Below are 14,172 nucleotides of genomic sequence, written 5' to 3'. Positions count from 1 at the left end.
CTTTTGCAATCATCCTTCTAATACGGCCTTGAAAGGTCAATCAAGTATCGGATTTATGGGCGGAAAGTGGGTAGCGAACAAACTTTTAAACGAACTTAAAAGTTCAGAAAGAATAAGCGTTCTACTACCCACTCATTTTTTAAAGAAAATAGTTGTTTATGCTTATATTGTATCATCAAATATCATAGAAGAGAGAAAAGATTTGAGAAAAGAGGGAGAGATTTACTTTGAAGTGAAATATTCGAAAAAGGTAAAGATACCAGAATGTCCGTATAAATGTAAAGGATGTAAAGACAAGCGAGAATACATAGTACGTAACGGTAAAGCAAAAGAAAGGATTATCAAGGCTGGCAAAGTTGGAACACAAAGAATATATCTGATACACAGACCACAAAGATACATGTGTAAAAAAACAGGGAAAACTTTCAGAGATGAGAAGATAAGTTATAGATGGCAAAGAATAACAAGAGCAGAGACAGAAAACATTGTAAAGGGTTTGCGTAAGATGAGCATATCAGCAACCGCGAAAGAGTTTGGTGTAAGTGTGAGAACTGTGAGTAATTTATTAGATTCGATTGAAGTAAAAGTAGATTGGACGAAATTTCAAGATATGGAAGATATAAAGTTAGGGATAGATGAACACTCATTTAGAGGGTTTAAGATGGTGACGACGATAGTAGAATTAAACACCTCAAACACAATAGCGATATTGAAGTCAGACAAAAAAGAAGAGTTGAAAGGATTTTTAAATAAAATACCGTATGAAATAAAGCAAAAGATAACAGAAGTAGCTATCGATATGAGAGCCTCGTTTAAGAATGCAGTCAAAGAAGAATTACCTGGAGTGAAAGTAGTAGCGGACCATTTTCATGTAGTAAAAGACGCACAGAAAAAGCTAAGAGAAAGTATAAAGATAGAAGAAGAAGTAACGAATAACAATAAAAAGATACCTGTAAAATTATTCTTTTTGAATGGAAAGAAATTATTAAAAGAGAAGAAAAAGGTAAAGAAATTATACAAAACATTGAAGGAACATCCATATCTAAAAGAGTATTATAGATACCTACTAATGTTGAAATGGATGTATAAAGCAGAAACGTATGAAGAAGGGAAAAGAAGATTACACATATTGATAGAGAAGATGGAAGAAAGTGAAGATCCTCAGGTATGGAGATGGGCCAAAACATATATAAGGTGGGAAAAAGAAATACTCCAATATTTCGTTAATAGAACAACGACGGCTAAAGTAGAAGGACGACATACACACATAAAATTAATAAAAAGAATAAGTTTTGGATTCAAGGAAGTTTTGAGATATACCAAAAAAGTTCTATTAGGAGTGATGCCAGAAAGATTCATAAAACTACCAAATTTCATCACAGAAGGAACAACATATTGCAAACAGTTATCCTTTCTGAGCTGAAACTACTCAACAAAAAATCGCTGTATTACCTTTTTCATCATCTCTTCAGTCTATTCTATCAACCATATTTGACAAAGAGCCCGCATTTTGTTGACAGAGTTAAAAAAATATGTTATACTTTATACGATTGGAAAAGGGTGCGTAGCTCAGTGGGAGAGCGCTTCCTTGACGCGGAAGAGGCCGTAGGTTCAATCCCTACCGCACCCACCATTCGTTTTCATCCAATTTATATATATTGCTAATAAAAGCAGGATGAACTTTATCCTGCTTTTATTTTTTATTATTCATAATTTCAAAAATTTTGTTTCTGTACTTTTCATTAATACATATGTACTCACTGTCTTTAAAAATTAATTTTTCTTTATCGTTCGGGCCGTTTCTGATTATGGCGCTTACCAGGGCGGAAACTGATTTTTTGTTCTTCAATTCTAAGGTTTCCATGATTTCTTCAGACTTCAACTTCCCTTTTTCGATCAATAATTCAAGAAACCTTGTTGTTAGTGGCTTTAAGTTTTTTACAAAGCTTTTTAATTCTTCTTCATTCCACTCTTTTTTTGATCTTCCGCTTATCAATTGTTGTATTATTTCTACTCTCTTTTTTAAATCGTTAGAGAGAAGGTAAAATAGAATTTCTCCATTTATTTCTGATTCATCCAGTATTTCAATAAGAGAATCGAAGGTTTCGTTATCTATGGTAACTTTGTAATTTTCGTCTCCGTATTTTAGGCTACCTTTTTCGTAAATAATATTGAAAATAGAAAAATAACTTTCTAAAAGTTTTGAATATAAAAAGTCCCTTAACTCATAACTTTCAAGTGTTTTGAGTAATTCGTGTGTTGACTGAAAATCTTCTTTTCTTTTAATTTCGTTAAAAACAAGTTCTTGAAGTTTTTTTTGATTTTCTTCTTTTAATAGGTCTTCCCCTAAAAATTTTACGAGCATTTCTAATTCGTCTTTATACATGGCGGGTGGCTCCCTACTATCTAATTTTTTTAAATCATTAACAATTGCATATTTGTTAAATATTTTTCATTAAAACTAAAATGTATCCCCTTTCCAACCCCACATCGTGTTTTTAATATCTAAGAAGTTTATATACACGCGATCTTTTGGTATATTCAATTGTTGCTCTAGTAATTGACAGAGTAACTTAGAGAGATCTTTTGTTTGTGATTCAGGCAAACCTATGCTCCTTAATTCCACAAAAGCTGCTAAATCTGAGCTTCCTTGAAAGTGAATATGAGCACTATCTTCTAAACTAACCATAACATAAAATTCTGGTTTACCAAGAACGTTAGCAACTTCCTTTGAAAGAATACTTAACAATTCTTCTTTGTTATCTATCTTTTTATTTGTGGTTACCTTTAAATATGGCATTTTTTAGCCTCCTTCAACAAACTAATTTAGCGCCCCTTCGCCCCGCAATCTTCCTCAAGTATTTTAGCACATTCAATTCAGAAAAATCAATCTTAAATTTGACTTATTGTTATAACTATTATATAATTGGAATATACCAATAAGAAGGGAGTGAGATTAAAATGGAAGAAGCCCCTATTCCTCTCTATTATAAACTTTATCTGGACTTAAAAAGAGAATTAGAGGAAGATTATAAAAAAGGAGATAGGTTGTTGACAGAGAACGAGATATGCAATAAATTTGGTGTTTCACGTTTGACGGTAAGAAGAGCGTTGGAAGAACTCTCAAAAGAAGGGTTAATAACAAGAAAAAGAGGACAAGGTACGTTTTATACAGGACAAAAACAAGAGGAAGAATTAACCAGGCTAACAGGTTTTACCGATGAAGCAATTAAACAAGGCCATTCAACTAAATCCGTTGTATTAGAAAACAGGCTAATAGAAATTCCTCCCGAGTTAGTTGAAGAGTTTAAAGTTCCAAAAGACGGGAGAGTAGTGCTATTAAAAAGAATTCGATTTTTAGATGAAGAGCCTTATGCAATCGAAACAGCATACTTGAATCCCAATGCAGATATAAGGGTATTGAACGTAATAGAAAGAGATATGTCAAAAGAATCGTTATATAGAATACTAAATAACGAATATGGTATAAAATTCACTCATGCCGTAGAAACTCTCGAGGTAACAACTTTAAACAAAGAACAAGCTAAATATTTGGCCCAAAGTGAAGGATCTATTGCTGCATTGAGAACGAGATATACCTATATAGAAGATAAAAAGTGTATTGAATACGTTAAATCAGTTTACAGAGGGGATAAATACAAATTCAAGATAGTCAGAAAGGCATAAGATTTTTCTGAGGAGGTAGTATAAAAGTGCACTACTATACATTAGATGAAATAAGAAGAATCCCCAATCTCTTAAGTAAGTTAAATGAGCTTGATTTTTCTTTTTCAAAAGAGAAAAAATATCTTTTTGTTGGATGTGGTTCTTCATACAACATTGGATTTATAATGAAAGAAATATTGAACAAAAATGGCTATAAAGCAAAAGTGCTCACCGGTGGACATGTTATGCTTTTTGATGATATTCCTGACAGTGATGTTGCAATTTTAATAACCAGAACCGGTGAATCAACTGAAACTGTTTTAGCGGCAAAAAAATTAAGTCAAAAAGGCATGAAAACCATAGGAATAACGTCTTCAAAGAATTCTTCAATCACTCAACAATGTGAAGAAAATATAACTTTAGATTTTACTGCAGAAAACAGTGTTGTTATGACCGGGTCTTTTGTTTTTATACTGGCAATGTTGCTAAACGGGATAGAAAAAAATGATTATTATAATTACAGTGAAAAAATCTTAGAAGATTCCGAAAAGATTATTGATCAGTTAGCTTTAGAAAAGTATGAACATTTTGTCTTTCTTGGGTACGATGAAAATTATGGCATTTCAAAAGAAGGCGCCCTTAAATTACAAGAGATGGCTTTACAGTACGTTGAATATCATGAGCCGTTAGAGTACAGACACGGGCCTATATCGACACTCACAAAAAAAACGTTGGTTATCATAAACGCAAAGGGTATGAAAGAAGAGAAAGAATTGATCAATGATATCGAAAGGTTGGGGGGAAAAGTCTTAATGATTTCTGCTGATGGAGACGTAAAAATCCCAAACATGAAAGGATTTGAAGCTCCTCTAAGGCTCATTCCCATACAGTATTTAGGTTACAAAAAGGCGATAAAAATGGGGTACAATCCAGATTCACCCAAGAACCTTTCGAAATCTGTCAAATTGGGGGGGTGAGATAAATATGAAATTAGAAAACGTTTTAATTGTGGATCCTATAAACGGAGAATATACCGGAGATATCGAAATAAAAGGCAAAACGATTTCTGGAGTTATAAGAAAAGATTATGGTTATAAAGATTTCGATACCATCATTATGCCTGGCTTTGTAGACCCCCACACTCATGCACAAAAGGGTATAGATACGATGCATGCAACAAAGGAAGAGTTCAAAAGTTGGGCAAAAAATAATTTTTCATATGGTGTAACTACTTTTTTACCAACAACGGTCTCAGCCACTAAAGAACAGATTTTAAAAGTTTTGGACAGTATAGAAGATGTGAATTCTTCAATCGAAGGGATTCATTTGGAAGGTCCTTATATAAATGTAGAAAAAAAAGGAGCTCAGAACCCTCAGTATATAAGAGATCCTTCCTTGGAGGAACTAAAAGAGATAATTAGCGATAAAGTAAAATTAATAACCATGGCACCGGAGGTTAACGGTTTTATTGAAGCAATAAATTATCTTGAAGAAAAGAATGTAGTGATCTCATTAGGTCATACTTCTGCGAATTTTGATATCTTCAAAAAAGCTTTCGAATCAGGAGTTAACAGAATCACCCATTTTTCAAACGCATTAACACCGCTACATCATCGTAACATAGGGGGAACAGGTTCTGGCTTTTATTTTGATTTTAATATAGAAATGATATGTGATGGGATTCATCTTTCTCCTGAGTTTGTGATGTTGGTATACAAAATAAAAGGAGCAGACAAAATTATATTGATAACCGATTCTATAGCCGCTGCAGGGTTACAAGACGGTGAATACGAATTGGGTGGTTTAAGCGTCACTGTAAAAAACAACAAAGCAACACTTAGTGATGGAACAATCGCGGGAAGTACACTACTTTTCAACGAAGGTGTCAAAAATTTTAAAAGATTTACCAATTGTACACTACAAGAGCTTGCAAAGGTATCCTCATACAACGCACTTCAAGACCTACATATTTACGATAAGGGAAGGATTGAAGTTGGCTACTATGCAAACCTTGTCATTTTAGACAAAGACCTGAACGTGAAAGAAACCATCTTCGAAGGTGAAAAGGTATTTTAAACATTGTGTGCTATAATAAAACATAGAAAAAAGATAAACTCCCTAGGGGCGCTAAAGAAAGTATAAAAAATGGAGGTATGATTTTTGGAAAACAAAGAAAACAGTTTTGATGTTATTGTTGTAGGAGCAGGCCACGCCGGGATTGAAGCTGCTTTAGCCTCAGCTAAAATGGGAATGAATACTTTAATATTGAATATAAATTTAGACACTTTAGGATGGGCTCCATGTAATCCTGCCATTGGAGGCCCCGCTAAGGGGGTTGTAGCAAGGGAGATAGATGCACTTGGCGGAGTACAAGCAAAGGTAACTGATGAAACGATGATCAACATCAGAATGCTAAATACAAGTAAAGGTATCGCTGTTAGGGCTTTAAGAGCTCAAATCGACAAATACGATTACTCACAAAGAATGAAAGAAATATTAGAAACCACAGATAATCTGATTCTGAGACATGGAATAGCGAAAAATATTCTAGTAGAAAACGGTAAAATAATAGGGTTAGAAACAGAATTAGGAATGAAATACTTTGCTAAAGTCGTGATTTTAACTACAGGAACATTTTTGAGAGGTAAAATTTTTGTTGGTAGGAACACCTTCGAAGCAGGAAGAATGGGAGAACTTCCCGCAAATTCCTTGACATATTCTTTAATTAAAGAAGGTTTGGAAGTATCGAGATTTAAAACGGGGACACCTGCAAGGGTGAGAAAAGATTCTATCGATTTTTCTAAATTTGATATCCAAGAAACCGCTGATGAACCTCTCGCTTTTTCTTACTGGAGTCAACCAAGAGTCTTAACAAAGGATTATCCTTGTTATTTAGGGAGAACCAACAGCAAGACCCACGAAGTTATTAGAAAATATATCGCATTCTCTCCTTTGTATGGAGATGTGAAATTAATCCAGTCCATTGGTCCTAGGTATTGCCCTTCCATTGAAGATAAAGTTATGAAATTCAATAAGGATACCCATCAATTTTTCCTTGAACCGGAATCCAAACATTCAAAAGAGATCTATTTAAATGGATTGAGTACGAGTTTACCTTTTGAAGCGCAGATTGAGATTTTGAAAACTATACCTGGTTTAGAAAATGCTATAATTGAAAGGCCTGCTTATGCCGTTGAATACGATTTTGTAAATCCGATCCAATTGAAACACAACCTTGAAACAAAAAAAATAGAAGGATTATTCTTAGCTGGCCAAATCAATGGTACAAGCGGTTACGAAGAAGCCGCAGGTCAAGGGCTTCTAGCAGGAATTAATGCTGCTTTAAAAATCAGGGGGGAAGAACCTTTTGTTCTTGACAGGTCCGAGGCTTACCTTGGGGTTCTTATCGACGACCTTATCACAAAAGGAGTAGATGAGCCATACAGATTGCTAACTTCCCGCGCTGAATACAGGTTGTTGCTCCGACATGATAACGCTCATTTAAGGTTGTATAAGTATGGATACAAATACGGTTTATTGAGTAAAGAACAATACGAACAACTTCATAGATTAGAAAACCTAATAAATCATCAAATTGAGAGATTGGACCAAATTAAAGTATCACCTAATCAAGTTAACGACATTTTAGCCTCAAAAGGCTCTTCAAAAATCACTCAGCCTGTTCACATGAGTGAATTACTCAAAAGAAGCGAAATATCTTATACTGATTTAAAACACTTAGACGAAGAAGCAGTTGAAGAAAAGGAAGTTATCGAACAAATCGACATTCACTTCAAATATAACGGATATTTTCAAAGGATGCAAGATGAGATCGCAAAAATGAAAGAGCTCGAAAAGGAAAAGATACCAAGCGATATAGAATATGACAAAATTAACAACATTGCCTATGAAGCTAAAGAAAAATTGAAAAAAATTAAGCCAGAAACTTTTGGACAACTCTTAAGGATACCTGGCATAAATCCGGCTGATGCTATAAACTTAAGAATTTATTTGAAGCAAAAAGATAAAATAAGGTAGTTAAAATAAAAACCGCCCCAACATTTTATAGGGGCGGTTTAAAATTTATTTTACTGTGTATTTTAAAATAAAGACATCTTTGTGAGCATCTGCACCCAAATCTGATGATTGAGAATATCCAGCAACATAGAGGTTACCATTATCATCAATATCTATGGCATAAGCGACATCATCGCCGTATCCACCAAGAGATTTTTCGCTCAATAAATTACCGTTATTATCGTATTCAAGTATAGCAAAATCTTTGTCGCCGTTCAGGGTTGTAACGTATCCTGCAACATATATATATCCATTTGGACCTACGGCAACTGAATAACCGTGATCACTTTCTACATCTCCGTAAAAACCTTCCCATAAAATATGTCCCTCTGGGTTAACCTTTACAACATAGATATCTGACCATTTTGAATCCCATGAACCTTCATAACCAACGGCTACGTAGCCTCCAGATACTTCTTTAACATCGAAGCCTCTAGCATAATCTCTAGGAGCAAAAACTTTGGTCCAGATTTCTTCTCCATTGGGATCAACCTTAGCCAAATAAAATTTGGTCTTATTTTCAAATAATTGTACTACCGTGCCTGCAATGATGAAATTACCGTCTGAAGTTTTTTGAATACTCAAAGGTTTAGTATCAGAGCCAGCAACAAAGTAAGGAAGCCACTTTTCAAATACAACTTTTCCTTCTTTATTCAATTTTACCATTTTTCCTCGCATGTTTAATGTATCAGGATCGGAACCATAGCCTACTACAACATAGCCATCCTCTACTTCTACAACAGCTGAACCTTTGTCGTTACCTAGTTTATTAATGTTCGTAGAGAATTTGTTGTTACCTATTTTTGAAACGTAGAAATCTGAATCACTTCCGTAAGAATTCGATGTTCCAACCAAGAGCATATCACCATCAGAAGTTAAAATTCCTTGATTTGCCCAATCGTTGTAATTTCCACCTAACTTGTTTTCATAAACTACGTTACCCTCTTGATCGAATTCCAAAATTAAAATATCTTCGTTGAATCCTTTTTCATTGGTGTATCCAAAAAGATATACCCCCTCATCTGTAGATTTTACATCGAAGATCTCCTGAGATCCACCAAGGGTGTATACTCTTCCCCAATCAAGGGTTAAAGAAGCCATCGCAAAAAGAGATACTGTTAACACCAATACCAAAACAATTTTTGATTTCACCACAATCCCTCCTATCTTTATATATTTTACTACCTATAGAATCTCTAAAACTTACTTTAAATCTAATTTCTAAATTTAAAATTATTGAAATTACAAAAAACATTTTCTTATTTATTATATCATAAAAATTAAAAATTACACAACAATTTATTTATAGAGTACCAAGACTTTTACCTATTTTTTCAAATTTGCTTAAAGCAAAGTCTAAGTCTTCTTTACTGTGTAATGCGCTTATCATTACCCTTATCCTGGCTTTACCTTTTGGAACGGTGGGATAAACTATACTAGACGCAAAAATTCCTTCTTCATATAGTTTTGAGCTAAATTCTTTTGTTTTCTTTTCATCATATATCATCACAGGGGTTATAGGAGTTTCAGTGCCTCCGATATCATAGCCCATTTCTTTTATCTTACTTTGAAAATATTTTGCATTATCCCACAGCTTTTTCACTAAATCGTCAGATTCATAAAGTATTTTTGTTGCTTCTAAAGCGGCAGCCGTTTCTGCTGGAGATAAAGAACTAGAGAATAGAAAGGGCCTTGCTTGTTGCTTCAAATAATCAATTAATACTTTTTTACCTGCTATAAATCCGCCTACCACTCCAAAAGCTTTCGATAAAGTTCCAATTTCTATATCCACTTCCTCTGTCAAATTGAAATGATCCGCTATTCCTCTACCGTTTTCTCCTAGTACTCCTTCCCCATGTGCATCATCCACCATTACTAAAGCATCATATTTTTTGGCTAATTCTACAATTCCTGGTAGAGGCGCAATATCTCCATCCATACTAAAAACACCGTCAGTTATAATTAATTTTCTTCTACAATTATCCCTTTGAGCCTTAACCAGTTGCTCTTCCAAGGAGTTTAAATCTTTATGTTTCCAAATATATCTTTTTGCCTTTGATAATCTAACACCGTCTATTATGCTAGCGTGGTTAAGTTCATCTGATAAAATGCCATCTTCTTCGTTTGTTATAGTAGGAATAACTGCTTGATTTGCGTTGAACCCAGATTGAACAACGAGAGTTGCCTCTACTTTTTTAAATTCCGCTAGCTTTTTTTCTAATTCTTCGTGAATCTTCATAGTCCCAGCTATTGTTCTAACTGCACCTGGACCTACACCCCAGTTTTTAATCGCATTAATAGCAGCTTCTTTAAGCCTTTCGTTGTTTGCCAAACCCAAATAATTGTTAGAACACATATTTAAAACCTTTTTACCATTGATATTGATCCAAGCGCCTTGTGCACTTTCAAGTGTTCTTATGGTGATAAGTAAACCAGAGTCTTCGAGCTTTTTCAACTCTTCTCTCAATTGTTCATAAAAATCCATAATCAAACCTCCTCCTCTTTTGTAACGTTTAAAACTATCTTACCGCTTTTCCCACTGGCCATCAATTCGAAAGCTTCTTCAAAATTTTCAAAGTCAAATTCATGCGTAACGACTTTACTTAAATCCAATTTATGATATTTCAGCCAGTTTATAGCCATATACCACGTTTCAAACATCTTTCTTCCAGTAATCGTGTGAATAGTAAGATTTTTAAAAACTGCGGTATTCATTTCAAACTTTATCTTGCTTTCAGGATAAACCCCTAAGATAGATGCCACTCCTGTGCTTTTTAATGATTTTATACCATCATTCAAAGCGTTTTCATTTCCTGACATTTCAAGAAAGACATCTGCTCCCAATCCAGAGGTTATTTTTAATACTTCTTCAACTACAGACTTCTCCTTCGGATTTATAACTAAATCAGCCCCTAAAGATTTTGCCATATTGATCCTGTAATCAGAAGGTTCACTTACTATAATGAAAGCTGCTCCGGATAATTTGGCAATTTCTATCGCCATAGCGCCAATAGGTCCCGCTCCGGCAATTAAAACTACTTTACCTCTAAGATCGGCTGCAGTTGTTGTAAAAATCGCATTTCCCAAAGGTTCCATCACAGATGCATATTTTAAAGGTATACTTTCGTCGATTTTTATCAAAACTGTATCTGGTAGAACGGCGTATTCAGAAAAAACGCCATCTCTATCTACTCCTAAGATCTTTAAATTCTGGCATACATGCATATTTCCTGTTCTACACTGATGACAATAACCACAAGGTATATGACTGTCTGAAACAACTAAATCTCCAGGTTTAACGCTTTTAACTTCATTTCCAACTTCGATTACCCTTCCAACAAATTCATGGCCATCGATTTGTGGGAATTGCTTAATTCGGTCTTTTGCCCAATCATTCCATTCGTAAATATGTACATCAGTCCCACATACCGATACTTTTAAAATTTTAATCTTTACATCGTGTGAAAACTGTAAAGTTGGTTCTTCTACTTCCATTAGGGTTAACCCTTTTCCTGGTTTGGCTTTTACAATAGCCTTCATTTTTTCACTCTCCTTTAAAAGATAACTACTATTATATATAGTAACTCACTATGAAATTTTTTTCAAACCTCAGGAGAGTAGTTTATAGGCAAAAATAGACAATAATAGGTGATTATGGTTAATTAAAACAAAATTAGCGAGTAATTTTACGATTCATAAACCACAGTTCCATTTATCAGTGTCTTTTCTACAATGCTTCTGGGGTCAAAAGGATGACCGCTCCACAAAACCAAATCTGCGTCCTTGCTTTCATCAATAGTTCCTAAACGTTTTTCTATCTTTAGAATTTTAGCTGGATTTATCGTTAACATTTTTAGCAAGTCTTCTTCCTTGGCTCCATACCTTAAGGCAGTAGCTGCTTGTATTGAAGCGTGTTCTAAATGAGTTACAGGATGATCACACATCAACGCAGCTAAGATTCCCTTCTCATTAATTATTTTTATCGACTCAAACCGCATATCTCTGGTTTCCAATTTTGTTCTAAAACCTAGTAGAGGTCCCAAAATCAATGGAATATTTTTTTCTTTAATAAAATCAGGGATTTTATAAGCCTCTGTTGCGTGTTCAATAACCAGGTCAAACCCAAATTCTTCAGATAACCTTATCGCAGTTAAAATATCGTCTTTTCTGTGTGCGTGAATCCTTGCTGGAATTTGCTTATTTAGAACTTTCTCGCCAATTTCAAATTTGATGTCTGTCTCAGTAAAAGCTTTCCCTTCTTTTTCTGCAGATTTCTTCTTTTCAATATAATTTCTAACTTTAGTAAAATAATCTCTTATTACTGCAGCATTTCCTAGCCTAGTAGATGGAGTTTTGTTGTAAGAACCATATACTCTTTTAGGATTTTCACCCAAAGCCATTTTAAGGCCAGCAGGTTCTCTTAAAATAGCTTCATCGGTTATTTGAGAATTTAACTTCAATATAGCCCCCTGACCTCCAATGGGGTTTGCACTACCTGGCACTATCATCACCGTTGTAACCCCCCCAGATAGAGCTCTTTTTATAGCAGCGTCTTCGGGATAAAAGGCATCAATCGCCCTAACTTGTGGTGTAACAGGGTCCGTCGCTTCATTTCCGTCTTGGTAAGAGGCTCCAACACCTTCTTCAAACAAACCAATATGGGAATGTGCATCGATAAATCCTGGTAGGATATACTTATTTGTTGCATCTATTACCTCTTCTGCTTTAACCTGCAGATCTTCCCCTATTTGCTTGATTATGCCATCTTCTATCAAAATATCTCCGACAAATGGTTCTCTAGAAATAGGATAAATGTATCCATTTTTCAATAAAAGTGTTTTCATAAAAGTATTCCCCCTTTTAGTATTGTTCTTTTGTTAATGCCTTTAGAAAGCTTCTTTAGCGCCCCTTGCCCCGCTCCCCACCCTTCTAAGGAAGGGACCTGCGGTCCCTTAAACTGGCAGGGGGAGGGCTCCGCCCTGTGACCCTTTTAAAAACCATTTTTTTGGATTAATTGTTTGCTTAGTTTTCTTGTAAGTCGTGTTTAGTCTTTGTTAGCGCCCCTTGCCCCGCTCCCCACCCTATAATCCACCAAAAGTTTCTAAAAAAACAATAATAATAAATAAATTTCTGAGATAACTATATTTCCTAATACAAGTAAAAATCCGTATTTAGCAAAATCTTTGAACAAGATAGTTTTATTCTTAAACTGGGTTAACATAGCGAGTCCAATTATATTAGCGGATGCACCGATGGAAGTTGCATTTCCACCTAAACATGCACCCATCGCAAGAGAATACCATACTGGATCTAAATTACTGAAAATACCGGGTTGTACCACTTGTAAATGTTGAACAACGGGAATCATAGTAGCTGTAAAAGGAATATTATCAATGAATCCCGAAATTAAGCTAGCAACAGGTAAAATAAACAAAGTGAAAGATTTTACCGAATCTCCAGCAACTTTTACCATGACATCGGATAAATTAGCTATCAGTCCTGTTTCTTCCATCGCCCCTGTAATGAGAAATAAACCAAAAAAGAATAAAAGACTTTCCCACTCAACTTCATTCAAAGTATCCCTCACCTGATTTGGCGCTAATAGTAGTAAAGAGAAGAATCCTGCTACTATTGCAATTGTAGAACTCTCCAAACCTAAAAAGTGTTGAGTAGAAAAAGCGATTATTACACTTACAAAAAGAATTATGGACAGGAAAAATCTTCTTTTATCTTCGATCAAATGGGACGTATCAAAACTTTTTATACTCTCTTTATCAAATTTGATTTGAAGATCTTTTTTAAAAATGAATATAAAAAGCATATCCATGAACAAGAGATTCATTATTGCAATTGGGTACATAACTAAAGCAAATTCTGAAAAGGAAAATCCTGCAGCTGAAGCTATCATAATATTGGGTGGATCGCCAATGATGGTTGCCATTCCTCCAATATTCGATGCAAAAATTTCACCTAAAACATAAGGGAAATAATTGACTTTTAAAGAATCCGTTATAGCAAAGGTAATAGGTATAAAAACAAGTATCGTAGTAACATTATCAATGAAACCTGAAATTAATGCAACCAAAAAAGTTAAGGAAATAAACAACATGTATCCGTTATGTCCAAATATTTTCAAAGTCTTAATACCTACATATGAAAAAAGGCCAGTTCTACGAATAACGCTTACAAATAACATCATCCCGAGCAGTAAAAGAAGGGTGTTGAAATCAATATAATTTCTTATAGCTTCAATTTCGTCAGGAAAAACTCCGAATATAATAAGCACCGAAGCTCCAAGCATGGCAATAATGGTTCTGTTAATTTTGTGAGTGATGATAAAAAACAATACTACAGCGAATACTATAAGGGTTATTAGTTCAGTTTGTGACATAAATTAAAGGTTCCTCCTGATCTAATATTTTTACTGTC

At 34.5% G+C, this 14,172-nt stretch carries 12 protein-coding genes and 1 tRNA gene; 6 read left to right on the top strand and 7 right to left on the bottom strand.

Features of this window, described 5'->3' with window-relative positions:
• Nucleotides 1–55 precede the first annotated feature (55 nt).
• Both PMOB_RS08010 and PMOB_RS08005 read left to right on the top strand, forming a co-directional pair.
• Nucleotides 56–1,423: an ISL3 family transposase gene (locus PMOB_RS08010; RefSeq protein WP_012209356.1), complete on the top strand. Its 1,368-nt coding sequence runs from the start codon at nt 56–58 to the stop codon at nt 1,421–1,423.
• A 135-nt stretch (nt 1,424–1,558) separates the two neighbouring features.
• A tRNA-Val gene (locus PMOB_RS08005) sits at nt 1,559–1,633 on the top strand.
• 60 nt (nt 1,634–1,693) lie between these two features.
• On the opposite strand, the gene PMOB_RS08000 is transcribed toward PMOB_RS08005, so the two are convergent.
• Nucleotides 1,694–2,386: a hypothetical protein gene (locus PMOB_RS08000; RefSeq protein WP_012209355.1), complete on the bottom strand. Its 693-nt coding sequence runs from the start codon at nt 2,384–2,386 to the stop codon at nt 1,694–1,696.
• A gap of 75 nt (nt 2,387–2,461) precedes the next feature.
• Nucleotides 2,462–2,800, bottom strand: coding sequence for a phenylpyruvate tautomerase MIF-related protein (locus PMOB_RS07995; RefSeq protein WP_012209354.1), 339 nt, complete (start codon nt 2,798–2,800; stop codon nt 2,462–2,464).
• Between the two features lie 161 nt (nt 2,801–2,961).
• Here PMOB_RS07995 and PMOB_RS07990 point away from each other — a divergent pair, with 161 nt between their 5' ends.
• The 4 genes from PMOB_RS07990 (at nt 2,962) to mnmG (ending at nt 7,704) form a co-directional block, all read left to right on the top strand.
• Complete coding sequence (locus tag PMOB_RS07990) at nt 2,962–3,687, top strand: GntR family transcriptional regulator (protein WP_012209353.1); 726 nt, start codon at nt 2,962–2,964, stop codon at nt 3,685–3,687.
• Nucleotides 3,688–3,713: 26 nt separating this feature from the next.
• Nucleotides 3,714–4,643: an SIS domain-containing protein gene (locus PMOB_RS07985; RefSeq protein ID WP_012209352.1), complete on the top strand. Its 930-nt coding sequence runs from the start codon at nt 3,714–3,716 to the stop codon at nt 4,641–4,643.
• Between the two features lie 7 nt (nt 4,644–4,650).
• Nucleotides 4,651–5,742: an N-acetylglucosamine-6-phosphate deacetylase gene (nagA, locus tag PMOB_RS07980; RefSeq protein ID WP_012209351.1), complete on the top strand. Its 1,092-nt coding sequence runs from the start codon at nt 4,651–4,653 to the stop codon at nt 5,740–5,742.
• Between the two features lie 84 nt (nt 5,743–5,826).
• Nucleotides 5,827–7,704 (top strand): tRNA uridine-5-carboxymethylaminomethyl(34) synthesis enzyme MnmG, encoded by a 1,878-nt coding sequence (mnmG, locus tag PMOB_RS07975; protein WP_012209350.1) that lies wholly within the window; start codon nt 5,827–5,829, stop codon nt 7,702–7,704.
• Nucleotides 7,705–7,749: 45 nt separating this feature from the next.
• Here mnmG and PMOB_RS07970 read toward each other — a convergent pair whose 3' ends face one another.
• The 5 genes from PMOB_RS07970 to PMOB_RS07950 all read right to left on the bottom strand — a co-directional run bounded on the left by PMOB_RS07970 (nt 7,750) and on the right by PMOB_RS07950 (nt 14,134).
• Nucleotides 7,750–8,895, bottom strand: coding sequence for an SBBP repeat-containing protein (locus PMOB_RS07970; protein ID WP_041534126.1), 1,146 nt, complete (start codon nt 8,893–8,895; stop codon nt 7,750–7,752).
• Nucleotides 8,896–9,046: 151 nt separating this feature from the next.
• Complete coding sequence (locus tag PMOB_RS07965) at nt 9,047–10,228, bottom strand: glycine C-acetyltransferase (RefSeq protein ID WP_012209348.1); 1,182 nt, start codon at nt 10,226–10,228, stop codon at nt 9,047–9,049.
• A 2-nt stretch (nt 10,229–10,230) separates the two neighbouring features.
• Nucleotides 10,231–11,283, bottom strand: coding sequence for an L-threonine 3-dehydrogenase (gene tdh / locus PMOB_RS07960; RefSeq protein ID WP_012209347.1), 1,053 nt, complete (start codon nt 11,281–11,283; stop codon nt 10,231–10,233).
• Between the two features lie 146 nt (nt 11,284–11,429).
• The gene (locus PMOB_RS07955; RefSeq protein ID WP_012209346.1) at nt 11,430–12,587 is read right to left on the bottom strand and encodes an amidohydrolase; all 1,158 of its coding nucleotides are present in this window, start codon (nt 12,585–12,587) and stop codon (nt 11,430–11,432) included.
• A 257-nt stretch (nt 12,588–12,844) separates the two neighbouring features.
• Nucleotides 12,845–14,134 carry an ArsB/NhaD family transporter gene (locus PMOB_RS07950; RefSeq protein WP_012209345.1) on the bottom strand — a complete coding sequence of 430 codons (1,290 nt, stop codon included), beginning with the start codon at nt 14,132–14,134 and terminating at the stop codon, nt 12,845–12,847.
• Nucleotides 14,135–14,172 lie beyond the last annotated feature (38 nt).

The organism is Petrotoga mobilis SJ95 (assembly GCF_000018605.1).
Lineage (GTDB): Bacteria > Thermotogota > Thermotogae > Petrotogales > Petrotogaceae > Petrotoga > Petrotoga mobilis.
The sequence above is the reverse complement of the archived record's forward strand: the minus strand, read 5'-3'. Positions and strand labels throughout refer to the sequence as shown.